Origin of the sequence: Sulfuriferula thiophila, from assembly GCF_003864975.1 — a bacterium.
Classification (GTDB): domain Bacteria; phylum Pseudomonadota; class Gammaproteobacteria; order Burkholderiales; family Sulfuriferulaceae; genus Sulfuriferula; species Sulfuriferula thiophila.
The window spans coordinates 345,275-369,380 of the sequence record NZ_BHGL01000007.1 but is presented as its reverse complement, the minus strand read 5'-3'; the positions used below and the strand labels follow the sequence as shown (position 1 = coordinate 369,380).

The 24,106-nt window shown below is 53.6% G+C and carries 23 protein-coding genes; 21 read left to right on the top strand and 2 right to left on the bottom strand.

Annotated features, from left to right (window positions below; genetic code table 11):
• Positions 1–10 precede the first annotated feature (10 nt).
• From rfaE2 to fghA, 9 genes are all read left to right on the top strand, one after another.
• Positions 11–505, top strand: coding sequence for a D-glycero-beta-D-manno-heptose 1-phosphate adenylyltransferase (gene rfaE2, locus EJE49_RS06530; protein ID WP_124949596.1), 495 nt, complete (start codon positions 11–13; stop codon positions 503–505).
• A complete protein-coding gene (gene ubiD / locus EJE49_RS06525; protein ID WP_124949595.1) occupies positions 502–1,965 on the top strand; it encodes a 4-hydroxy-3-polyprenylbenzoate decarboxylase in 1,464 nt (487 codons plus the stop codon). Before rfaE2 ends, ubiD begins: the two co-directional genes overlap by 4 nt.
• 14 nt (positions 1,966–1,979) lie before the next feature.
• Positions 1,980–2,201, top strand: coding sequence for a DUF1289 domain-containing protein (locus tag EJE49_RS06520; RefSeq protein WP_124949594.1), 222 nt, complete (start codon positions 1,980–1,982; stop codon positions 2,199–2,201).
• Between the two features lie 221 nt (positions 2,202–2,422).
• Entirely contained in the window at positions 2,423–2,899 is a 477-nt protein-coding gene (locus EJE49_RS06515) for a MarR family winged helix-turn-helix transcriptional regulator (RefSeq protein ID WP_124949593.1), read from the top strand.
• A complete protein-coding gene (locus EJE49_RS06510; protein WP_124949592.1) occupies positions 2,896–4,374 on the top strand; it encodes an efflux transporter outer membrane subunit in 1,479 nt (492 codons plus the stop codon). Before EJE49_RS06515 ends, EJE49_RS06510 begins: the two co-directional genes overlap by 4 nt.
• Positions 4,371–5,615, top strand: a complete 1,245-nt coding sequence (locus EJE49_RS06505; protein WP_124949591.1) for an HlyD family secretion protein — start codon at positions 4,371–4,373, stop codon at positions 5,613–5,615. The genes EJE49_RS06510 and EJE49_RS06505 overlap by 4 nt, the downstream gene beginning before the upstream one ends.
• 8 nt (positions 5,616–5,623) lie before the next feature.
• Positions 5,624–7,195, top strand: coding sequence for a DHA2 family efflux MFS transporter permease subunit (locus EJE49_RS06500; protein WP_124949590.1), 1,572 nt, complete (start codon positions 5,624–5,626; stop codon positions 7,193–7,195).
• Positions 7,196–7,336: 141 nt separating this feature from the next.
• The gene (locus tag EJE49_RS06495; RefSeq protein ID WP_124949589.1) at positions 7,337–8,443 is read left to right on the top strand and encodes an S-(hydroxymethyl)glutathione dehydrogenase/class III alcohol dehydrogenase; all 1,107 of its coding nucleotides are present in this window, start codon (positions 7,337–7,339) and stop codon (positions 8,441–8,443) included.
• Between the two features lie 12 nt (positions 8,444–8,455).
• On the top strand, positions 8,456–9,298 hold the full coding sequence (fghA, locus tag EJE49_RS06490) for an S-formylglutathione hydrolase (protein ID WP_124949588.1): 843 nt from the start codon (positions 8,456–8,458) through the stop codon (positions 9,296–9,298).
• On the opposite strand, the gene EJE49_RS06485 is transcribed toward fghA, so the two are convergent.
• Positions 9,288–10,286: a GlxA family transcriptional regulator gene (locus EJE49_RS06485; protein WP_124949587.1), complete on the bottom strand. Its 999-nt coding sequence runs from the start codon at positions 10,284–10,286 to the stop codon at positions 9,288–9,290. The two genes, fghA and EJE49_RS06485, sit on opposite strands and share 11 nt — an antisense overlap.
• Positions 10,287–10,517: 231 nt before the next feature.
• Here EJE49_RS06485 and EJE49_RS06480 point away from each other — a divergent pair, with 231 nt between their 5' ends.
• The 6 genes from EJE49_RS06480 to EJE49_RS06455 all read left to right on the top strand — a co-directional run bounded on the left by EJE49_RS06480 (position 10,518) and on the right by EJE49_RS06455 (position 15,642).
• Complete coding sequence (locus tag EJE49_RS06480) at positions 10,518–10,961, top strand: MarR family winged helix-turn-helix transcriptional regulator (RefSeq protein ID WP_124949586.1); 444 nt, start codon at positions 10,518–10,520, stop codon at positions 10,959–10,961.
• A complete protein-coding gene (locus EJE49_RS06475; RefSeq protein WP_124949585.1) occupies positions 10,958–11,500 on the top strand; it encodes a cytochrome b in 543 nt (180 codons plus the stop codon). Before EJE49_RS06480 ends, EJE49_RS06475 begins: the two co-directional genes overlap by 4 nt.
• Positions 11,497–12,051: a YceI family protein gene (locus EJE49_RS06470; protein ID WP_124949584.1), complete on the top strand. Its 555-nt coding sequence runs from the start codon at positions 11,497–11,499 to the stop codon at positions 12,049–12,051. The genes EJE49_RS06475 and EJE49_RS06470 overlap by 4 nt, the downstream gene beginning before the upstream one ends.
• A 44-nt stretch (positions 12,052–12,095) precedes the next feature.
• Positions 12,096–12,662 carry a YceI family protein gene (locus tag EJE49_RS06465; protein WP_124949583.1) on the top strand — a complete coding sequence of 189 codons (567 nt, stop codon included), beginning with the start codon at positions 12,096–12,098 and terminating at the stop codon, positions 12,660–12,662.
• An 87-nt stretch (positions 12,663–12,749) separates the two neighbouring features.
• On the top strand, positions 12,750–13,811 hold the full coding sequence (corA, locus tag EJE49_RS06460; protein WP_124949582.1) for a magnesium/cobalt transporter CorA: 1,062 nt from the start codon (positions 12,750–12,752) through the stop codon (positions 13,809–13,811).
• A 163-nt stretch (positions 13,812–13,974) separates the two neighbouring features.
• Positions 13,975–15,642: a diguanylate cyclase gene (locus tag EJE49_RS06455; RefSeq protein WP_124949790.1), complete on the top strand. Its 1,668-nt coding sequence runs from the start codon at positions 13,975–13,977 to the stop codon at positions 15,640–15,642.
• Between the two features lie 50 nt (positions 15,643–15,692).
• Here EJE49_RS06455 and EJE49_RS06450 read toward each other — a convergent pair whose 3' ends face one another.
• A complete protein-coding gene (locus EJE49_RS06450; RefSeq protein ID WP_189941737.1) occupies positions 15,693–16,442 on the bottom strand; it encodes a response regulator in 750 nt (249 codons plus the stop codon).
• Between the two features lie 359 nt (positions 16,443–16,801).
• Between EJE49_RS06450 and EJE49_RS06445 the strand changes: the two genes are divergently transcribed.
• The 6 genes from EJE49_RS06445 (at position 16,802) to EJE49_RS06420 (ending at position 23,969) form a co-directional block, all read left to right on the top strand.
• On the top strand, positions 16,802–19,213 hold the full coding sequence (locus EJE49_RS06445) for a Lon protease family protein (protein WP_124949580.1): 2,412 nt from the start codon (positions 16,802–16,804) through the stop codon (positions 19,211–19,213).
• 301 nt (positions 19,214–19,514) lie between these two features.
• A complete protein-coding gene (locus EJE49_RS06440; RefSeq protein WP_223246776.1) occupies positions 19,515–20,822 on the top strand; it encodes a Fic family protein in 1,308 nt (435 codons plus the stop codon).
• Positions 20,819–21,859, top strand: a complete 1,041-nt coding sequence (gene mutY / locus EJE49_RS06435; RefSeq protein WP_124949578.1) for an A/G-specific adenine glycosylase — start codon at positions 20,819–20,821, stop codon at positions 21,857–21,859. The genes EJE49_RS06440 and mutY overlap by 4 nt, the downstream gene beginning before the upstream one ends.
• Positions 21,860–21,985: 126 nt before the next feature.
• On the top strand, positions 21,986–22,537 hold the full coding sequence (locus tag EJE49_RS06430) for a glycine zipper 2TM domain-containing protein (RefSeq protein ID WP_124949577.1): 552 nt from the start codon (positions 21,986–21,988) through the stop codon (positions 22,535–22,537).
• A 182-nt stretch (positions 22,538–22,719) separates the two neighbouring features.
• Positions 22,720–23,505 carry a TatD family hydrolase gene (locus EJE49_RS06425; protein WP_124949576.1) on the top strand — a complete coding sequence of 262 codons (786 nt, stop codon included), beginning with the start codon at positions 22,720–22,722 and terminating at the stop codon, positions 23,503–23,505.
• A complete protein-coding gene (locus tag EJE49_RS06420) occupies positions 23,502–23,969 on the top strand; it encodes a methyltransferase family protein (protein WP_124949575.1) in 468 nt (155 codons plus the stop codon). The genes EJE49_RS06425 and EJE49_RS06420 overlap by 4 nt, the downstream gene beginning before the upstream one ends.
• Positions 23,970–24,106: the final 137 nt, after the last annotated feature.

Here is a 24,106-nt window from a genome sequence, read left to right as displayed (position 1 = left end):
GACCTTCTGGATGTCTGAATATCCTTTTCCCGATTTTGAAGCCAAGATCGCCACGCCCGCCAGCCTGGCGCAACAGCTGGCAGTGTTGGCGCGACCGCTGGTGTTTACCAATGGCTGTTTCGATATATTGCATCGCGGTCATGTGACTTATCTGGCGCAGGCACGGGCGTTGGGCGCAGCGCTGGTGGTCGGGGTGAATTCCGATGCGTCGGTGCGACGTCAGGGCAAGGGCAAAGACAGGCCGATTAATTCGTTGGCAAATCGCATGGCGGTGCTGGCGGGATTGGCTGCTGTGGATATGGTGGTGGCATTCGAAGAAGACACGCCTTTCAATTTGATCCGCCTGGTGCATCCTGATGTGCTGGTCAAAGGCGGCGATTGGGCGGTAAGCGCGATGGTCGGTAGCGATGAGGTGTTGGGCTGGGGTGGGCAGGTGTATTCCATTCCGTTTCTGCACACCACGTCGACCACGGCAATGCTGACAAAAATAAGGAAAACAGATTGAAGTATAACGACCTCCGCGATTTCATTGCGCAACTGGAAAAAATCGGCGAACTAAAACGCATTAAAACCCCGGTTGATCCGGTACTGGAAATGACGGAAATCTGCGACCGGGTGCTCAAAGCCGAAGGCCCTGCATTGCTGTTTGAAAATCCGGTCGGTCACAACATGCCGGTATTGGCGAACCTGTTCGGTACGCCGCGCCGTGTGGCGCTGGGCATGGGCGAGGATAACGTCGAAGCGCTGCGCGAAGTGGGCAAACTGCTGGCTTTTCTGAAAGAACCGGAACCGCCTAAAGGCTTGAAAGACGCATGGGACAAGCTGCCGATATTCAAGCAGGTGCTGAATATGGCGCCGAAAGAAGTCAGTCATGCGGCTTGTCAGGATATCGTGTGGGAAGGCAAAGATGTCGATCTCTCACGTCTGCCTATCCAGACTTGCTGGCCGGGTGATGCCGGGCCACTGATTACCTGGGGTCTGGTAATTACCCGCGGGCCGCATAAAAAGCGTCAGAATCTGGGCATTTACCGCCAGCAGGTTATTGCTCCGAACAAAGTCATCATGCGCTGGCTGGCACATCGCGGCGGCGCGCTGGATTTCCGTGAATTCCAGCAGCAGAATCCGGGTAAGCCTTATCCGGTAGCGGTGGCGCTGGGTGCAGATCCCGCAACGATACTGGGCGCAGTGACACCGGTACCGGATTCGCTGTCCGAATACCAGTTTGCCGGGCTGTTGCGCGGTGCCAAGACCGAGGTAGTAAAGTGCCTGGGCAGTGATCTGCAAGTACCGGCCAGTGCCGAGATCGTGCTGGAAGGTGTGATTCACCCGGGTGAAATGGCGCCGGAAGGCCCGTTTGGCGACCATACCGGTTACTACAACGAAGTCGACAGTTTTCCGGTGTTCACTATTGAACGCATCACCATGCGTCGCGATCCGATATATCACAGCACCTATACCGGCAAGCCGCCTGATGAGCCGGCTGTACTCGGCGTAGCGCTGAACGAAGTGTTCGTGCCGCTGCTGCAAAAACAGTTCACCGAAATTGTTGATTTCTACCTGCCGCCGGAAGGCTGCTCGTACCGGCTGGCGGTGGTCAGCATCAAGAAATCCTATCCTGGTCACGCCAAACGGGTGATGTTCGGCATCTGGAGCTTTTTGCGCCAGTTCATGTACACCAAATTCATCGTAGTGGTGGATGAGGACATTAATATTCGCGACTGGAAAGAAGTGATCTGGGCGATCACCACGCGCATGGACCCGGTGCGCGACACCTTGCTAGTGGAAAACACCCCGATTGATTACCTCGATTTCGCCAGTCCGGTATCCGGTCTGGGCGGCAAGATGGGTATGGACGCAACCAATAAATGGCCGGGTGAAACCACACGCGAATGGGGTACCCCTATTGTCATGAGCGATGCTGTGAAACAACGCGTCGATGCAATGTGGCAGGACCTGGGGCTGTAATTGGCGGCGGGTATATGAACAAACACCCGCAACCACCTTCCACCCGCGTCGCATCACCTTGTGTGCGTGACTGCTGTCTGAATGAAGACGATGTTTGCCTGGGCTGCTTCCGCTCTATTGGTGAAATTACGCAGTGGAGTGAAGCGAGTGATGCGTTGCGGCAGCAGTTTCTAGGCAATGCAGCGCAGCGTCGCGAACTTCATGCAGTAACCTGGAAAAATAAGCTTACTCGTTAGCAATTCAACCTGATGCACCGCTCGGTTGCATCATTTAGCATAACCATCTAATTTTCTTCGAATGCTATTTTAGTCACGGCATGGTAATGGCCGAGGGCTAATATCGCCATCAGCTTATGCGTTTTTATGTTTGGTAACATAGCGTAATAAATAGTGCCTTGACAATTACTGCCTAGGCATTAATATGTTCACAACAACTTATTCGAGATGCAACGGATACCATGACTGATAAGCGGCATGATTTTTATAGTGTGGAAAACTATACCCCCGGGGAATCGGTGGGTTACCTGATGCGCGGTGCTGCGCAGGCGCTGCTGAAAAATATTGATGCCGCGATGCAGCCGCTGGATCTCACTGGCATGCAGTGGGGTCCGTTGTTGCTGATCGCCAACGGTTGTTGCGATACCGTGGCTACATGCGCACGTGCAAACTACAGTGATAGCGGGGCGATGACGCGCATGCTGGATAGGCTCGAAGCCAAGGGGCTGGTGTGCAGGGTGCGCAGTGTGTCTGATCGGCGCGTGGTGAATGTGGCGCTGAGTGAAGCCGGGCAGGATGTCACTCAACAGATTCCGGAACGTCTGGTGAAGGTGCTGAACCAGCATTTACAGGGTTTCAGCGAGGCCGAATTCGAGTTGTTCAAAAACATGCTGCGGCGTTTTACCGAGAACGGTAATGCGTCCGAAAGTGCAGCATGAGTAAGTTAAATAGCAAATTCAAATTGGTGTTTGCTAGTGTGTCGTTATTAACGATGGCGGGTTGTGCAGATTTCTCCGGGATTGCACCGCAAGCGTCATTACTGACACCGCAATCTTTGCATAGTAGCCAGACAGATGCAGTGCAAACGGTATTTCCGCAGCAACAATGGTGGCAGGCGTTTGGCGATGCGCAATTGAATGCATTGATCGCGCAGGCCATCGCGCATAACCCAAATCTGCAAGTAGCACAAAGCCGCTTGCGTGAAGCTCAGGCAGCTGTTGCTAACGCGGACAGCACGCGTTACCCGCAGGTAAATGCGACGGCGCAGTCGACGCGCGAACGCTTGAGCGCAAACAGTATTTATCCGCCGCCATTGGGCGGCAGCACGGTGTCGATGAATTCCGCGCTGGTATCGGCGCAGTGGCAGCTCGACTGGTTCGGCAAGCAGCATGCTGCACTGGCTGCGGCACTGGGTCAGGCACGTGCGGCGCAGGCAGAGAGCCAGGCGGCTCAGGTGACGCTGGCAGCGAATGTGGCACAGCAGTATTTCAGTCTGGCACGGTTGCAATCTCAGCAGGGTATCAAACGTCAATTGCTGCAGAATAGCGAGCACACCGCCCAATTAATTAATCAGCGTGTCGCGGCGGGGCTGGATACAGCACTGGCACAGCGCCAGACACAGGCGGAAGCGCCGCAAATCCGTCGCGACCTGGCTATGCTGGATGAACAGATTGCCATTGCCAGACATGCACTGGCGGTGTTGATCGGGGCGGAGCCTGGTGCGACCGATACGGTGTCGGCACATTTTCCTCCTGATATGCAGATGAACGTGCCCGCGCAGATTCCTGCCGAATTGCTCGGTCATCGCGCTGATGTAGTGGCAGCGCGCTGGCGGGTAGAGAGTGAGCTGCAAAGTGTGCGCGAAACCAGGGCGGCCTTTTATCCCAATATCAACCTGACCGCATTTATTGGTTTTGAGTCTATCGGCCTGTCGCAATGGCTGCGTGCAGATAGCCGGGCGCTGGGGGCAGGGCCTGCAATCAGCCTGCCAATTTTTGATGCAGGGCATTTGCGCGCGCAGTTGCAGGGACGCAGTGCGCAGGCGGATGCGGCGATAGAAAACTACAACGCGACGGTGCTGAATGCCATGCGCGAGGTAGCGGATAAATTATCCTCATGGCACATGCTACAGGCGCAATTGCAGCAACAAATGAACGCCGTGACCCAACTTAATAGCGCTTATGAACTGACTCAGGCACGGTATCAGGGCGGGCTGAGTAATTATCTAAATGTGCTGGTAGCGGGTAATGCGCTGATGCAGCAACACAGCGCCTTGCTGGATCTGCAAGCGCGTGCCTGGGATGTTGATGTAGGGCTAATGCAAGCGCTGGGCGGTGGCTATGTTGCACCGGAACCGGGTATGCAGTTATCAAACAATACCGCAATTGAACCGATAGCGAAGGTAGCGAAATGAGTGAGCAGACAGCAGTAAAGTCAGGTGCAACACCCCCGGCAGGCAATGCGCCAGCCCGCAGGAAATGGATGCTGATACTGGCGCTGGTATTTGTGGCAGCAGGGCTCATCTACTTTATTCAATGGTATCTGCACAGTCGGCATTTTGAATACAGCGATGATGCCTACGTAACCGCAAATATCGTGCAGATCACACCGCAGGTGGCGGGTACCGTCGTGGCAATTGCGGCAAATGAAACTGATTTTGTGCGTGCCGGTGACGTGCTGGTGACGCTGGACAGCACCAACTCGCAGGTGGCGTTGCAGGAGGCGGAAGCACAGCTGGCGCAAACCGTGCGTGAAGTGCGTACCCTGTATGCGGCAAATAATGGCCTGACCGCAACTATTGCGCAGCATCAGGCCGAGCTGGAGCAGGCGCGCGCCGATCTGGCCAAAGCGCAGGCTGATTATGCTCGCAGGCAGCATCTGGTTGCTAGCGGTGCTGTGTCGCAGGAGGAGGTGCAGCATGCGCAAACCGCAGTGGAGGCCGCACGCAGTAATGTCGCCGCATTCGCAGCGGCGCTGACCGCGGCACAGCAGCAGCTAGTGTCCAATCAGGCGCTGACCAGTGGTACCTCGGTGCGTAACCATCCAAAAGTACAGGCCGCTGCTGTTAAAGTGGCGCAGGTATATCTGGATATGCAGCGCAGTGCAGTGCTGGCGCCGGTAGATGGTTATGTCGGCAAACGCAGTGTGCAGCTTGGACAGCGTGTGGCTATTGGTGCGCCGTTGATGACGGTCATTCCGCTGCAGCAGATCTGGGTGGATGCTAACTACAAGGAAGCGCAGTTGCGCCGGATTCGTATCGGGCAGCCAGTCGCATTGACGGCTGATGTGTATGGCGACAAGGTGGAATATCACGGCAAAGTGATGGGCATAGGCTCAGGTACAGGTGCGGCATTTGCGTTGCTGCCAGCGCAGAATGCCACCGGCAACTGGATTAAAGTGGTGCAGCGCATTCCGGTGCGCATCAGCCTGGATGCCAAAGAAATTGCGGCGCATCCATTAAGAGTGGGCATGTCCATGGAAGCGACGGTGGATCTGTCCGAGCAGGGTGGTGCGGTACTGGCAGATGCGGCATCACCACGCGAACTGGCGCAAACCAAAGTCTATAGCGGTGCTGCTCATGCTGCAGATGCGCTGGTGGACAAAATCATTACCAGCAATCTGGGTGAGCACCTAGCCCCGGCAGTTAAACACTGATAGACGATATGGCGACCTCCGTACCAGCATCGTCACCTCCCGCACCTCCGCCGCCGTTGCATGGTTTCATGCTGGTGCTGGCCAGCATGGCACTGGCCTTGGCAACGTTCATGAACGTGCTGGATGTGTCGATTGCCAACGTGTCAATTCAAGCTTTATCCGGTGATCTGGGGGTGAGTAGCAGTCAGGGCACCTGGGTCATTACCTCGTTTGCCGTAGCGAATGCGATTGCGGTACCGCTGACCGGATTCCTCACCCAGCGTTTTGGTGCGGTGCGGCTGTTCGTCAGCAGTATACTGTTGTTTGTACTGGCGTCGTGGCTGTGCGGCATGTCGACCAGCCTTGGCATGCTGATTGTATTTCGCGTTATCCAGGGTGCAGTGGCCGGGCCGATGATCCCGCTGTCGCAGTCATTGTTGCTGTCCAGTTATCCTAAAGAGAAAACCGGGGTGGCGCTGACCATCTGGTCGATGACCACGCTGGTCGCACCCGTGGCCGGACCACTGCTGGGTGGCTGGATTACCGACAATATTTCCTGGCCATGGATTTTCTATATCAATATTCCTATCGGGCTATTGGCGGCAGGCGTGACCTGGGCGCTGTACCGGCATCGGGAAACGCCGCGGCGTAAAGTGCCGATAGACTACGTCGGACTGGGTTTGCTCATTGTCTGGGTAGGCGCGCTGCAAATCCTGCTGGATAAGGGCAACGAGCTGGACTGGTTCAATTCCAGCCAGATCATCGCGCTGGCCATCGTGTCAGCGGTGAGTTTCTGTTTCTTTCTGGTGTGGGAGTTGACCGATGCGCATCCGGTGGTGGATTTAAGCCTGTTCCGCCGCCGCAATTTCTGGTCGGGAACGCTGGCGCTGGCAATCGCTTACGGCGTGTTTTTCGGCAACGTAGTGATGCTGCCGCTGTGGTTGCAACAGGATATGGGTTATACCGCCACGCTGGCAGGTGCGGTGCTGGCGCCGGTAGGCCTGCTGGCAATCATGCTGTCGCCGCTAGTGGGGAAAAATATCGGCAAGTACGATCCGCGCTGGTTTGCGACGCTGGCATTTGTGGTGTTTGCGCTGGTAGTGTGGATGCGCTCGCAATTTACGGTACAGACTGATCTCGCCACCATCATGATACCGTCGCTGATACAGGGCATCGCCATGGCTACGTTCTTTGTGCCACTGGTGACGTTGATTTTTTCCGGGCTGACGCCGGATAAAATTCCGGCTGCATCGGGTTTGTCGAATTTTGCGCGGATCATGGCGGGTGGTTTTGGTGCTTCGATTTTTACCAGTGTCTGGGGTAACCGGACAGCCGCGCATCATGCGGTGCTGGCGGAACATATCAATTACGCAAGTCCGGCGACCCAGGCCGCGATCAAAACGCTGACCGATACCGGTATGAGCGAACAACAGGCGTTAGCCAGGATTAACGGTATGATCCAGCAGCAGGCGTCAACCATGGCGGCGGATGATCTGGCGTGGATCTCGGCGATATTGTTCATTGTACTGATTGGCTTGATCTGGCTGGCACGGCCTATTAAAGCGGCACCTAAAGCGGCTGAATCGGCCGGGGCGCATTGATACACTTAGGCAGGCAGCAGGCGACGCTCTGAAGCAAATGCGGACGAAATTGCGGCATATTCAGCCAATATTCATGTGCTGTTCATTTATCTACTTTCTTGGATAGTAGAATACATTTTTTGAATTTACCGGAGTTAACTGATGAAAACAAAAGCCGCAATTGCATGGAAAGCCGGTGCGCCGCTGACAATAGAAGAAGTTGATCTGGAGGGCCCGAAAGCTGGCGAAGTGCTGGTGGAAATCAAGGCTACCGGTATCTGCCATACTGATTATTACACCCTGTCCGGCGCGGATCCGGAAGGTCTGTTTCCTGCCATACTCGGTCACGAAGGCGCAGGCATTGTGCTGGAGGTTGGTCCGGGCGTGAAGTCGCTGAAAAAAGATGATCACGTGATTCCGTTGTATACACCGGAATGTCGCGAGTGCAAATTCTGCCTGTCGCGCAAAACCAATCTGTGCCAGGCCATACGCTCCACCCAGGGCCGCGGTCTGATGCCGGATGGTACTTCGCGCTTCTCTCTCGACGGCAAGCCGATTTTCCATTACATGGGCACCTCGACCTTCTCCAATTACATCGTGGTACCGGAAATCGCGTTGGCGAAAATCCGTAAAGATGCGCCATTCGACAAGGCTTGCTACATTGGTTGCGGCGTTACTACCGGTGTCGGTGCGGTGGTGTTCTCCGCCAAAGTGGAAGCCGGTGCCAATGTGGTGGTGTTCGGGCTGGGTGGTATCGGGCTCAACGTGATTCAGGCGGCCAAGATGGTCGGTGCCAACAAGATCATCGGCGTGGATATCAATCCGCGCCGCATCGAAATGGCGCGCAAGTTCGGTATGACTGATTTTGTTAACCCGAATGAAATCGCCAATGTTGTCGATCATATCGTGCAGTTGACCGATGGCGGTGCTGATTACTCGTTTGAGTGCATCGGCAATATCACTACCATGCGTCAGGCGCTGGAATGCTGTCACAAGGGCTGGGGTCAATCGTTCATTATCGGCGTCGCCGCCGCGGGTGAAGAAATCAGCACCCGTCCATTCCAGCTGGTTACCGGCCGCGAATGGAAAGGCTCCGCTTTCGGTGGCGCCCGCGGTCGGACCGATGTGCCGAAAATTGTTGACTGGTACATGGACGGCAAACTGAACATCGATGACCTGATCACGCATACCCTGCCGCTGGAGCGTATCAACGAAGGTTTCGATCTGATGAAGAGCGGCGAATCGATACGTTCCGTTGTGTTGTATTAAGTGGGTACTGCCATGCTTGAACTGATCAGCGAACATGCGTGTCATGGCGGCGTGCAACGTTTCTATCGCCACCATTCTGCAGCTATCGGCTTACCCATGCGTTTTTCGGTATTTTTGCCGCCGCAAGTAGAGCAAGGCAAAGTACCTGCCTTGTTTTATCTGGCAGGGCTGACTTGCAATGAAGAAACCTTCATGACCAAGGCGGGTGCGCAGCGTGTTGCCGCTCAGCTGGGCATGATGCTGATTGCGCCGGACACCAGTCCGCGCGGCGCCAATGTGCCGGGCGAGACCGATAACTGGGATCTCGGTGTAGGTGCCGGGTTCTATGTCGATGCGACAACGGCACCGTGGAGCCAGCATTACCGCATGTACAGTTACATACTGGAATTGTATGAGCTGGTAGCTCGCGAATTTCCGGTGCAGGCTGACAGTATTGGCATTGCCGGGCACTCTATGGGTGGGCATGGAGCGCTGGTGATGGCATTGCGTAATCCGGAACGCTTTAAATCGGTTTCGGCGTTTGCGCCAGTATGCGCACCAAGTCAGTGTCCATGGGGGGTGAAGGCATTTACAGCTTATCTGGGCAGCGACCAGGCAAATTGGCAGCAATATGACGCAAGTGCGCTGATGGCACGTAGCAAAACACCATTCCCGAGTGGCATACTGATTGATCAGGGACTAAGTGACAAATTCCTGACCGATCAGCTGTTTCCGGAAGCGTTCGAGGCGGCTTGTCAGCAAGCGGATCAGCCGTTAGAGCTGCGCAGGCACGCAGGTTACGATCACAGCTATTACTTCATTTCTACCTTCATTGAAGCGCATCTTCAATTTCACGCTCGGCAGCTTAAGCAGTAGTGGAGAAACGCTCACGGTAAACCTTGGGCGTTACTCCTATCTTTTTCTGAAATACCCGCCGCATTTTTTCTTCGGTGCCAAATCCGGTTTGCACTGCGATAACTTTCAACGGCGAGGTATTTTCTTCCAGCAGGCGGCGGGCAGCTTCAAAGCGCGCATCTTCGATAAAATCCGCCGGACTTTCCCCCGTTTCGCGATGAAACACTCTGGCAAAATTGCGTTCGCTCATCGCCAGTCGGGCAGCGAGTTTGGGAATGCTGAGATCATCGGCGAGGTGCGACATGATCCAGTTCTGCAATTCGCGGATAGTGGGGTGGGTGGTCATTTGGCTGGCAAGATGGACGCTGAACTGAGACTGGCCGCCCGGACGTTTCAGGTAAATCACCAGATCCCGCGCCACTTCCAGTGCGATCTCGCGGCCAAAATCTTCTTCCACCAGCGCCAGCGCCAAATCCATACCGGCAGTGACACCGGCAGAGGTCCAGATGTTGCCTTCATGAATAAAAATGGCGTCTGCATCCACTTGCACCTTGGGGTAGTGTTTACGCAGGCGCTCAGCAAAACTCCAGTGCGTGGTAGCGCGCTTGCCGTTGAGCGCACCCCCTTCAGCCAGAAAAAAACTGCCGGTACATAAGGCCGCCAGGCGCTGTATTCGGGGCGCCGCCTGCAGCACCCAGGCGGTGATTTCGGGGGAGTCTCGCAATGCCTGCTCGATATCAGGTGAACCGACGATCAGCGCAAGATCAGGCAAATCGTGCAGGCTGATTGCCTTGGTTGCCTGCAATGCCATCAGCGTGTCGGATGGCACCATGCCGATACGGGTAGCCGCAATGGTGACGGCGTAGCCCCCGCTCAGGTTGCGCTGCTGCAGACAGTTGTTGGCATAGTCGAACACCTTCAGCGGGCCGATGGCTTCCAGCGCTTTAAAGCCGGGATAAACAATGATGTCTACGGTGCGAAGCTGGTATTGCGGCATGTTATTGCTCATAGAGATGGCGTTCGTAAACTGCAAGAGATGGTGTGTGCAGGTGTTATGTGCCGGAGCCGAGCTACGGTTACTTGATGTGATGTTAGCATCGACTGTGGCTGGATGCCAATTGTGCTGGGCTGTTCAAGTATTAATAATGGGGCAAGCAAAATTTATTGAAATTAAGACTTGTATTTAGTTCTTGTTAGTACTATATTGGTACTAATGCGAACTAAATAAGAAGCTCATGTCATGCCCAGTTATCCGTTTTTACCGTTGATCCGCGAATTAGCCAGTAGCTATCAGGCGTTTGAGGCGTATTCAGGTCAGCACATACGCAGCTTTGGCTTGACCACGTGCCAGTTCGACATTATTGCAACCTTGGGCAATACCGCGGGTCTGAGCTTCCGTGAGTTAGGCAGTAAAACCCTGATCACTAAGGGTACACTGACCGGGGTGGTGGACAGGATGGCGGAAAAAAATCTGGTGCGGCGCATAGCCGATCCTGATGATGGTCGCAGTCAGATTGTGGCGCTGACCGAGCAGGGCGAGGTGTTGTTTGCGGATGTGTTTCCTCGTCATTTACAGTATCTGAGTGAGGCATTCTCAACACTGGAGCTTGATGAAATCAAGCAGATGCAGCAGATGTTGCATCGTCTGGGTGGAGTATTTAAACAGAATAAGGAGAAGAAATGAGTACACGTTATACACATACGGCCATCGTGTTGCACTGGCTGATAGCAGCCATGATCGTGATGACTTTTCCGCTTGGGCTGTACATGAGCGATTTATCCCTGTCGCCGTTCAAATTGCAGTTGTATGCCTATCATAAGTGGATAGGTATAGTGGTGTTGATGCTGGTGGTGCTGCGTTTGTTATGGCGTGTGACCCACCGCCCTCCTGCCATGGTCGCGGGTATGCCGCGCTGGCAACAACTGGCAGCGCAGGGTGTGCATCTGGGTTTGTATGGCCTGATGCTGGCTGTGCCACTAACTGGCTGGCTGATGAGTTCGGCGCTGGGTTTTCAGGTGGTGCTGTTCGGTGTGCTGCCATTGCCTGATTTGATTGCAGCGAACAAGGCGGTCGGTCAGCAGTTGAAAGAAGTTCATGAATTACTCAATTATGGTTTGCTGGCAATGGTGGTTGTGCATATCGGTGCTGCGCTGCAACACCACTTCATCCACCGTGACAGCACGTTAACGCGCATGGCTCCCTGGTTAGGAGAACGCAAATGAAATGGTTACCCATATTGCTGTTCGCGCTGGTTGCCAGTCAGGCCTCGGCGGCGACATTCAGTACCCCGATTGCCAATAAGAGCAACGTGACGTTTGTGTCCAGGCAGATGGGCGTCGCGGTCAACGGCGGATTTAGTAAATTCAGCAGCCAGATTAGTTTTGATCCGGTCAAACCGGAATCCGGCCAGGCCCGGATTGATGTGATGCTGGCCAGTATCGATGCCGGCAGTGGCGAGGCCAATGATGAAGTCAAAGGTAAAGCCTGGTTTAACGCCAAGGAATATCCGCTAGCAACTTTTGTGTCCAGCAGCCTGAAGCCATTAGGCGGTAATCGATATCAGGCCATCGGTAAACTGAGCATCAAGGGCAAGAGTCGTGAGGTGGTCGTGCCGTTCACTGCGACCCCGGCTGGATTCACTCTGGTGCTGGATGGCGCTATTCCGATTTCGCGTGCGGCATACGGTATCGGTGAAGGTGCGTGGGCAGACCCTTCCGTGGTTGCCGACGAGGTGCAGGTACGTTTTCATTTCACCCTGAGTGCAGGGAAGTAGCAAGCGCTGTAATTTTTGTTGTTAAATTGTTAAGGAGCAAGAACATGAAACACAGTTTGATCGCTTTATCTTTATCAGCCGTAATGGTCAGTAGCGCCTATGCTGCAACTGACAGCTATACCATCGATCCGCATCATGCCTTCCCGATTTTTGAGGTAAGTCATCTGGGTTTCAGCACACAGCGTGGCCGGTTTGATGAAACCAGCGGCAAAGTAACACTGGATTTTGCCGCTAAAACTGGCAGCGTGGCTCTGACCATCAATACCAAGTCACTGGATATGGGCTTCCCGTTATGGAACGAGCATGTTTCTGACGGATTCTTCCATCCGGAAAAATTCCCGACCATGACCTATAAATCCACCAAGCTGATTTTCGAGGGCGACAAAGTAGTGGCTGCCGATGGCGATTTCACATTGCTGGGCGTAACCAAACCGCTACGCGTTACAGTGACCGGATTTCATTGCGGCGTTAATCCTATGAACAAAAAATCGCTGTGCGCGGGCGATGTCAGTGCGACATTCAAGCGTTCGGATTACGGCATGATGACCTACCTGCCGGCTATCGGCGATGATATCAAAATCAATGTGCCGATCGAGGCTTATAAAGACTAAACAGTCTGTGCTCAACGACTTGCGTCCAGTGCCGTCTGGCGCAAGTCCATGTTAGGATAGGTCATCCTGACTTCGTCATTATTTCCTATGCGACCAAAAAAACGCGCACATAAATCCGGTATGCCGCCTGGCACATTAGTCTATGCGACCGATAGACCGACAACGCAGGATGCCCGAATAACCTTGTTTGATTTTGACGAGCAGCATGTCGTGGAGAATGTCGTCCATGATATTGCAGAATGCGTACCCTTCACTCAGGCGCACACCGTCACCTGGATCAATGTCGACGATGTACAAGTCAGTGGTGTGCTGGAAGCATTCGGTAATGCGCTCGGTTTTCATCCGTTGATGCTGGAAGACATCCTGCATACGGATCAACGTCCCAAATATGAGGATTATGGTGATTACATTTTCCTGGTACTCAAAATGCTGGATTTCGATGCTGCTAAAAATGAGATCGTCATTGAGCAGTTGAGTCTGGTGCTGGGAGAAAACTACATCATTTCGTTTCAGGAACGGCCCGGCGACATGTTCGATGCTTTACGGGAACGCATTCGTAAAAACGCCAGCCGTATTCGCAAATCCGGCTCGGATTACACCGCATACGCACTGATGGATTCGGTAGTGGACCGCTATTTCGATGTGCTGGAAAAAATCGGGGAAAAAATAGAAGCGCTGGAAATCATGCTGGCTAAAAATCCCAAACCCGATACTTTGCGCAGTATTCACAAGCTGCGTCAGGAACTGATTTTTCTGCGTAAATCCGTGTGGCCGCTACGCGATGTGGTGGCCTCCATGCAGCGAGCCGAATCACCGCTGATTCATGAAAGCACGGAATTGTTTCTGCGCGATCTGCACGATCATGTGATCCGTGTCGCCGACAGCATTGATACCTACCGCGATATGCTGTCGAGCATGCAGGACGTGTATCTGTCCAGTATCAGCAACCGCACCAACGAGATCATGAAAGTGCTGACGCTGTTTTCCAGTATCTTTCTGCCGCTTACCTTTATCGTCGGTGTGTTCGGCATGAATTTCCGCAACTTCCCCGAGCTGGACTGGCCTTATGGTCTGCAAGCCACGATGGTGTTGATGGTGCTGGTTGGGGTAGGCATGTATCTGTTCTTCAAATTCAAGAAGTGGATATAGGTCGCGCTGTTGCACTCATCCGGTATTGCCGGGTTTATTAAATCCAATGCGTACGGGGGGCAATTTAATAATTGTTAACGTTTGCTGCGCTTGATTTGAGCTAAGATGAAACCATCTGATGCCCAGTAGTATTCTTAATAATGATCATAGAGCCTACTTGAAGATGACCGAGGATAAATCCAGAGCGGCTGCCATAGCCGCACAGTTGAACCGACTGCGTGATGATTATTTGTCACGGCTACCAGCAGAGCTGCTGGCGTTGAATACGCTGGCTGGTGGTCTGGCGGGGAGCGAGGAAGACCGTGCCCAGTTGAATGAACTGCACCATCGTTTGCATAAACTGGCAGGATCGGGTGGCACATTCGGATTGGCTGCGTTGAGTTCGGGCGCACGCTCGCTGGAGCAGCAAGTCAAAAATTTTCTTGCTGGTACGCTCGATGCAGTTGATGTACAAACCCGGTTACATCTTGTGAGCGACATCGCGGCCCTGGCTGAATCTTTATCCGATGTCCGGACTTCGCCTATTCCTAAACCAGTTGAAAAAACAGTACTGACAACCAGACAGCGCGTTCGGGTGTGGCTGGTCGAAGACGATGTCGTGCTCGGCAATGAATTGATGCGCCAACTGACAGCATTCAATTATGAGGTACGTCTGTTCGCGAGGATCAGTGATGCCGAAGCGGTTGCGCAGAATGAATCTCCGGATATGCTGATTATGGACGTTATCTTTCAGCAGGAAGGTGAGAATTCCACAGAAGTGTTTGCTCAGCGCCTAAACCTGCGGGCATTAAGTTGTCCGTTAATATTTATAACTTCGCATGATGATTTTGAGTCGCGAGTGCGTGCTGCTCAGCTGGGTGCGGCCAGTTACTTCCTCAAGCCGCTGGATGTGCCGCGCCTGGTTAATCGCATGGAGCAGGTATTTGAGCAGCGCCAGGCACCACCGCAACGGGTATTGATCGTCGATGATGATGTGGATCTGGCGGAACATTATCGTCTGGTTTTACTTGGCGCAGGCATGGAGGTCGATGTTTTGCATCAACCCGGAGCTATCATCGAAAAGATATCGGCATTCCGGCCAGAACTGGTGCTGATGGATTTGAACATGCCCGGCTACTCTGGCCATGACCTGGCGGGGGTGATTCGTCAGTATGATAATTGGAGCAGTCTGCCTATCGTATATCTTTCCGCTGAGACTGACCTCAATTTACAGATTAAGGCCATGGATCGCGGTGCCGATGATTTTTTGTTAAAACCGATTCTGGATGCGCAGCTCATCGCCGCTGTGCGTAGCCGAACCGAGCGAGCCCGTCAGTTGGCGACGCAGATCAGCCGCGATAGTCTGACTGGGCTACTCAAGCATGCCAGTATTAAAGATGCCGCAGATGTCGAGGTGATTCGCGCCCGGCGGGTCGGTAAGCCGGTCACAGTAGCAATGCTGGATATCGATGTTTTCAAATCGGTAAATGATACCTATGGCCATGCCGTGGGGGATCTGGTTATTTCATCCGTTGCGATGTTGCTGCGTCAGCGCCTGCGCCAGTCAGACAGCACGGGGCGCTACGGCGGTGAAGAGTTTGTGGCGGTGCTGCCGGATTGTGACATCGAGGCCGGTTATCTGCTTATGGAAGATATACGCCAGCGTTTTGCAGGTTTGCGTTTCAGTCATGAAGGTATTGATTTTACGTGCACTATCTCGGCGGGAATAGCCTGCTCAATGCAATATCCTGACAGCAATGGTTCGGCGTTGCTCGTTGCTGCAGATGAAGCGCTTTATGCGGCGAAACGCGGCGGGCGCAACCAGGTGCGCGCGGCCCCTGTTGATAAATAGTAGAGACGAGTTCGTTGTAATCAAGCCTGGAATTTAAATGCGTGACAAGATCACCAGCCCAGTACTTCCAGCAGATGGCTAGCCAGCTTTTTCGGCTGGAAGGGCTTGAATATATAGCCGTCTGCACCGTTGATCAGACCTTCCATCACATCCTCGTCACTGACTTTGGACGTTACCATGATCACCGGCAGATGAGCCGTTCTGGCATTGGAGCGTATGGCCTGCAAGGTTTTTATGCCATCCATGCCGGGTAATATAATATCCAGAATGATTGCATCCGGCATGTAGCCGCCCTGCAGCTTTTCCAGTGCCAGTTCGCCTGACTCCACATGACTTACCAGATATCCCTCGCGTTCGAGTATGGCTTCTTCCAGCATGGCGAGTCGTGGATCATCTTCAATAAGCAGTATGGTTGCATTTTCCGGTTTGGTGCGCTGGATATTGCCTGATGAGCAAAATCCGTTGTTTACGAGCGCCTTTGCCATGCGCTGGGCTTTGGCCCATTCCTGTAAACCTTTTATCGGGTCCAGTAATTCCACGCCCGTATCGCCGGGTTTATGTGCTTCCGGCAAATCTTCAACGGCCTGCAGGTTTTCAACGACGGTTTGAATGTAGTCTTCACGGAGCAGCCAATCAAGCGCGCGTTTCAGTTCTGCGTTACTGAGTGCGGTGCACTTCAGATGGATTTGCACGATATCCGATCTGTCGCCAATCTGCGCGAGTACGCTTGCGGCACTGTAAGGAAATTTAACAATGCCTTTGGTGATGGCATTCAGTCCCTTACTGGTTTTGCTGTACATTACCTTGTCCATGGTTGCGTTGATCTATATAAGATTGCCGGAATGTCTGTATGAGACCTTTGCACGATTACTGCGCTTGTTCATATTTCGTTGAAAATTAGCTCAAAATGCTCATGTACTAGTTGTACACTCCGCTTTTTCGCTGATTTCCGCCTCATCTGAACTGCGCTCGCTACATCGTGCAAAGGTCTCTGTATGACTATTATCCGACATTTTTTCCGATTAAGTAATTCCAGAATGAACAAGTTTAAGAATAGTGAGCTGAAAATTTCCGCCGTATCCACAATGTTGTCATTAATCTGTATTTTTCGGCCAGTCGTGGGAAAATAACCATTATCTCTCCTTATACTGAGTTGTCCATGCCGCTTGCCAAACTGCTACCGCCACAGCTCCGCCTGACACTTGATCCAGCACAACTGGGTTTTGCCAATACAATTGAACTGGTGTCCGAAGCTTTGCCGTGGATAGGCCAGGAACGCGCTGAAAAAGCCGCGCACTTCGGCCTGTCACTGGATCAGCCCGGCTACAATCTGTTTGTGCTCGGCGAGGTCGGCAGTGGCCGTTCTTCCCTGCTGGAAGTGGCCATGCGCGCTGCCGCGGCGAAACGTCCGCCACCTCCTGATTTGTGCTATCTGCATCATTTCGATGTGCCGGAAAAACCGCTGGCATTGCGTCTGCCTGCCGGGCAGGGCCGGGTATTGCGTGACAGGATGGCGGAACTGGTGAAGCTGTTGCTGGCAGAGATTCCGCGACGTCTCAGTGGTCCCGAATTCAAAGCTGAAAGTGAGCGCTTGCAAAAAGCCTATAAAGAGGAAGAGGGCGTGGCCTATGCGGAGCTGTCTGCGTTTGCTGCGGCGCGGCATTTCACCCTGCATCGCGAGGATGAGCGCATGATCTTCACCTTGCTTAATGCGGATGGGCATCCGGTAACCGAGACGGAGATGCTGGCGCTGTCCGCTGAACGTAAAGTCGAGATCGATCGTGATGAACAGGCACTGCGGGTGGAGATTGCCCGCTTTCTGGATAAAATGCGGCCTAAGGAACGTGCCGGCAAAGATGCGCTGAGCCAGTTCAAGCGTCATCTGGTCAAGCCTTTGCTGGAGCATGAGTTGCAACAGATTCGCGTGGCGATGAAGCAGCAGATCATGGATGCCGGCAAGTTGGGGCGTTATCTCGATGCGCTGGCGCAGGACGTGCTGGAGCAACTGGATTTGTTTGGCTCGGAAGATGTGGCGGTGCAAGCCGAGCTGGTTGAAGTGATGCTGGCATACCGTGTCAATCTGGTGGTAGATAACAGTGGCCTCAGCGGTGCGCCGGCGCTGGTGGAAGATAATCCACTGTTCCGTTCCCTGTTCGGCAACATCGAGTATCAGGTTGAAAACGATGTGCTGATGACCGACTTTTCCCGCATTCGTGCCGGCAGTCTGTTGCGGGCACATGGCGGATTTTTGTTGCTGCATCTGCGCGATCTGTTTGGTGATCCGCTGGTGTGGGAAAAATTGCGCCGCTTCCTGCGCAGCGGGCGCTTGCAGATAGAGGAGCCGGGCACGCTGTATTCACCTAATCCGGCGGTGTCGCTGGAGCCGGAAGCCGTGGACGTGGCGGTCAAGCTTATTCTCATCGGTACCCGTGAGCATTATTACGAACTGCAGGAAGCCGATCCCGAATTCGGCCGTTATTTTCGCATCAAGGTTGATTTTGCCGAAAGCTTCAAGGCCGGGGCATCGACCCATCGCGACAGCGCTATCTTCATCGCGCATGTTTGCCAGCGCCTGGGTTTGCCGCACTTTTCTGCTGCGGCCGTAGCACGCTTGCTGGAAGAAATGCACCGCGAGGCGGATGACCAGTTGCGGCTCTATGCGGTGTTCGCGTATCTGGAGCAACTGGTGACAGAAAGTGCTGCATTGGCACAGGGCGAGATTGTGCAGCGCGAAGATGTGGAAAGGGCGCTGGCGGCCAAAACCTGGCGTCATGATTATCCCGATCAGCGTTTGCATGAATCGATAGCCGAAGGCGAATTGCTGATCACCGTACAGGGTGAGCGTGTCGGCCATATCAATGGTCTGACTCAGATCGATCTGGGCGACCATCGCTTCGGTTTGCCTGTTGTTGTTTCCGCCCGCACTTTCCCCGGCAAGGATGGCGTCATCAATATCGAACGCGAAGTGGAAATGTCCGGCCCGATACACGATAAGGGCGTATTCATACTGCAGAGCTATTTTGCCAGCCTGTTTGCCCATCTGGGCCCGCTGTCGGTGGATGGTGCGCTGGTGTTCGAGCAGGAGTACAGCGGTGTGGAAGGTGATTCAGCATCCTGCGCCGAGCTGTATGCGCTGCTATCCAGTCTGTCCGACTTGCCAATACATCAGGGTATTGCGGTGACCGGCGCGCTTAACCAGTTCGGCGAAGTGTTGCCCATCGGCGGCCTTAACGAAAAGATAGAAGGGTTCTTTCGTGTCTGTCGCGAGGTTGGGCTGGATGGCAGCCAGGGCGTCATTTTGCCGGCACGTAACCGGCCGCATCTGATGTTGAGTCAGGAAGTGATTGATGCCGTCGCTGACAGCCAATTCCATATTCATGTCATTGATCATGTGCTCGACGGGCTGGAATTGTTGACCGGTTATCCTGCAGGTGAGCAGGATGAGAGCGGTATCTACACCAATAACAGCGTGCTCGGCCGCGCGCAGAAGACCCTGTTGCGTTATCACCGTATCTGCAATCCGGAAGATCACCCTAAAGCTGACAGTAAGTCGCGCCATGGCGGGCATTGATGAAAAAAATTGCTTGCCAGTATTATTAATCAGCTGAAAATTGATAGTATTTAAGCTGATTTTTATCTATTAATAATTGAGTTTGTTAATAGTTCTCAAGATGTTATTTTTTTAATTGTGCTATTTTTGTCAATAAAATCATGGGATTTGTTTTTGTTGATGTCGTGAATTGCGAATTTATCTATTAATTTTTATTAAATTGATAGATAAATTTTTGAATGCAGTCTACTATTAACTATCAATTTTAAGAAAATTAATAGTTATGTCATTGCCAGCCGTACCCCCGACACTGCAGCAGATTATGGCCAAATTGGATCCTTCGCAATTTGGCCGGCTGGCGTTTAATCGTGGGCAGTATATTCCGGATGCGCGCTATCTGCATTGGGACGAGTTGCGTCACCGTCCACCTCCTGCCGGGATTAGCCACGAGGAGTGGTGGTTGTTCATCAAATGGGGGCGGCAGAGCCAGGCGCGCACATTGCCGTTGTTGGATAAGCAGGGCGATACTTTTAGCTACGTCCTGGCAGAGCCGGTGCTGAAGGCGTTGCGCTATATAGATCGTCATGCCGGCGGTGCGGATTATTTGGGTAACTCGAATATCGATTCGGCCGAGCGCGATCGGTATCTGTTCAATCAGCTAATGGAGGAAGCGATTACTTCCAGTCAGCTGGAAGGCGCATCGACGACGCGGCGTGTTGCAGAAGAAATGCTGCGTAGCGGCCGCAAGCCTGTGGATGTATCGGAGCGCATGATATATAACAATTTCGAAGCCATGCGCCGTATCCAGCAAATCGCCCAGACTGATTTGACGCCGGCGCTGATAGGCGAGATTCACCGAATCATCACGAGTGGCACGCTGGAAAACCCTGAAGACGAAGGACGCCTGCGGCAAGATGATACAGTCAAGGTGGTGGATAACCGCGATGGCACCGTGCTGCATCAGCCGCCTCTGGCCGCCGAGCTGGGCCTGCGTATGCAGGCATTGTGCCATTTTGCCAATCAGACGGAAGACGATGAGCCTTATTGCCATCCAGTGGTGCGTGCGATATTGCTGCATTTCATGCTGGCTTACGACCATCCTTTTGCCGATGGCAACGGGCGCACCGCGCGCGCCCTGTTTTACTGGGCGATGGTGCGGCACGGTTACAGTCTGATGGAGTATGTATCTATTTCCAGCGTATTAAGAAAAGCATCCGGGCAATACAAGCGGGCTTATCTTTACACCGAAACCGATGCGGGCGACGTGACCTATTTTCTGCTTAACCAGTTGGATGTGATAGAGGCTGCCTTGCATGCGTTACGTGATTATCTGGCTAAGGCACAGGCTGAAATGCAGCAGACATCGCAACTGCTGGGCACGCTGAAAGACCGGGCAAAACTCAATCTGCGGCAAATCGCGTTGCTGACCGGAGCACTGAAAGGTCGTTCCGAGGCGTATACGATAGACAGTCACCGCCGCTCCCATGGTATTTCTTATGCGACGGCCCGGCAGGATTTAATGGATCTGACCGCATTGGGCTTCTTGCAGGAACAGAAAGCGGGTAAAGCGTTCCAGTATTTTGCGCCGTTCGATCTGCGGGAAATCATTATCAGATCGGAGCAGGAATGAGTGATTTTGCTGTGCGCCTGATCGACTGGCAGCGTCGTGCCGGTCGCCATGATTTACCCTGGCAGGGCAGCCGCGATCCGTATCGGGTGTGGCTGTCCGAGATCATGTTGCAGCAGACCCAGGTGCTGACAGTTATTCCCTATTATCAGCGTTTTGTGGAACGGTTTGCCGATGTGGCGAGTCTGGCTGCGGCAGAGCAGGATGAAGTGCTGGCGTACTGGAGCGGGCTCGGTTATTACTCGCGGGCACGCAACCTGCACGCGGCGGCGCGACGGGTGATGGCGGATTTTGACGGTGTATTTCCGGTTCAGATAGAGCAAATAGTAAGCCTGCCAGGCATCGGTCGTTCCACCGCGGCGGCGATTGCGGCTTTCTGTTTTGATACGCGCGCAGCCATACTGGATGGTAACGTCAAGCGGGTATTGACGCGGCAATTCGGTATTGCGGGTTACCCCGGCGAGAAAGCCATCGAGACACGGCTGTGGGCATTGGCGGAAGCGCTGCTGCCGGCAAGCGGCGTGGCTGTTTATACTCAGGCGCTAATGGATATGGGGGCGACGTTGTGCGGTCGCAGTCGGCCACGCTGTGAGGCGTGTCCGGTAGCGGAAAGTTGTGTGGCACTGGCCACGCAGCAAGTTGCCAGCCTGCCTACGCCCAAGCCGAAAAAATCCGTGCCGCACAAAACGGTACGTTTTGTGATTCTGCAGCATGCCGGTCGGGTGTGGCTGGAGCAGCGTCCGTCCAGCGGCATCTGGGGCGGTCTGTGGAGTTTCCCCGAGTTGGCGATGGAAGAAGATGCGCTGGCAGTGTGTTGTGATAACTGGCGATTGCAGGTCGGGGCGATGCGGCAATTACCGGATTTCCGTCACGTGTTCAGCCATTTCAGTCTGCAGATTACGCCGCAACTGGTGGAGGTGCTGAGCTTGCCGTTAGCCGTGAATGAAACAGGCGGCTGCTGGGTGCAGCCAGAGGTGGCATTGGGGATGGGGATTCCCGCGCCGGTACGCAAAGTATTGGCGGCGATAGACGCAATCTAAAACAAAATTGCGCTGTGCTGGGCGTTAATATTTTGAAACATCTTGTAACAGCACGTTCGCCAACTCTCGCTATACTTCAACGCTATAGCGTTTGTGGTTTGTGAGTGAAACTTTGAGGAGAGAAACATGGATAAGTCGATGATAATCGGTATGGTAGCCGGTGCGGCAGCAGTGACAGCTATCGGCGGTGTCGCTGGTTACAAGGTGCTGCACCCTGAGCCTAAATTTGCTGAGGTAGTGAATGTGCATGCCGTGAAGGAAAAGATACGTACGCCGCATCAGGTCTGCAAGGATGAAGCCGTGACGCACCGGGCGCCGGTGAAAGATGAAAACCGCATTGCCGGTACAGCGATAGGTGCGGTGCTGGGTGGGGTGTTGGGTAATCAGGTGGGTGGTGGTACCGGTAAAACGGTGGCTACGGTGGCTGGCGCTGCCGCTGGCGGATATGCCGGTAATCGCGTGCAGCAGAATATGCAGAATTCCGATCAGCGTACCGAAATCAAGACCCGTTGCAAAACCGAATACGAAAGCCATGAAAAAACGCTGGGTTACGATGTGACGTATCGTTTGGGTGACAAGCAGGGCACCGTGCGCATGGATCATAATCCGGGCCAGCGTATCCCTGTGGAAAATGGTCAATTGATTCTGACGCCACCGGTCACCAGCGCGCCAGCCTGATGTTGTTCGTATCATACCTAGCGCCGTGTGCCTGATGCACGCGGCGCTACTGCATTGATTGCAAAATTTCAGCCAATAAACCCGTGCTGTTAATAGTTCTACGCGGTTTTGCCAGTTACAATCACATTATTCCTGTTTTGTGATTATTCACATGATTACCACCCGTCCGGATACATCCTGTCATGTCTGAAGCATTGCCGCCTGCCCTCATTGATACCCACTGTCATCTCGACGCCGCCGAATTCGATGCGGATCGTGACGCGGTAGTGGCGCGGTCGATTGCTGCCGGAGTGACGCACATCATCGTTCCGGCCATTACTGCGGACAATATCGCTGCCGTACAGACGACTTGTGACCGTTACAGTTTATGCCGTCCGGCATTCGGGCTGCATCCCATGTTTGCCATGCGACACCAGCTAGATGATCTGCTGCGTTTGCGTGCAGCGGTGCAGGCAGCCCGTCCTGTCGCCATTGGCGAGATCGGTCTCGATCTGTTTGTTACCGATGTCGATGTGGCTCAGCAAATTTACTATTTTTCCGAGCAGCTCAAGATCGCGCGCGAGTTTGATTTGCCGGTGCTGCTGCACACCCGTCATGCCAATGATGAAATCATGAAGCAGTTGCGGCGCTTTGATATCCGCCGCGGCATTGCCCATGCGTTCAATGGCAGTCTGCAACAGGCTGAAGCGTTCATTAAGCAGGGCTTCAAACTGGGGTTTGGCGGCGCGTTTACCTACACCCGGGCGAGCAATTTGCGACGGTTGGCGGCGCAATTGCCGCTGGAGGCTATCGTGCTGGAAACCGATGCGCCGGATATGGCGCCGGCATGGGCGCATCAGCAACGTAACAGTCCGGAATATCTGGCGCAAATCGCCAGCGAATTAGCTGCATTACGTGGCGTCGATTTGGCTACAATAGCGCAGGTAACGAGCGCAAATGCCCGGATGATTTTTGGTGATGAATTATGACTGATTTGACTCAACGTCCTCGCACTTTAGCGCCGCCACCTCTGGTTTATGCAGCCGGTCTGGGCGCAGGCTGGTGGTTGCAACAGGTATTGCCGCTGGGCTTTACACCCTCGCTGATGGCACGACAAGTGGCCTGGGGTGCGCTAGTGTTCGGGCTCGCCTTCATGCTGTGGGCAGTGTGGACGATATGGCGGCATCATACGACAGTGAATCCATATAAAGCGGCTTCGACGCTGGTAACGCATGGGCCGTTTGCCTATACGCGTAATCCGATTTATGTGGCGGATATGCTGGTTTATTTCGCTATTGCCGTATTGATGGGCACGGTGTGGCCGGTTTTCTTCCTGCCTCTGGTGTGGGTCATTATGCGTTATGCAGTCATCGCGCATGAAGAGGCGCATCTGACTGCGAAATTCGGCGACACCTATCGCGATTATTGCGCCCGTGTGCGGCGCTGGTTATAAAAATTGTAATATAGACCTGGAAAATGCGATTTATCCACGAACAGCACAAAAATCACGAAAATTCTCAAAAAATACCGGACATAAATGGTGAATGATCCATTGGTGTGATGTATTGATTTCGTGCATTTCGTGCATTT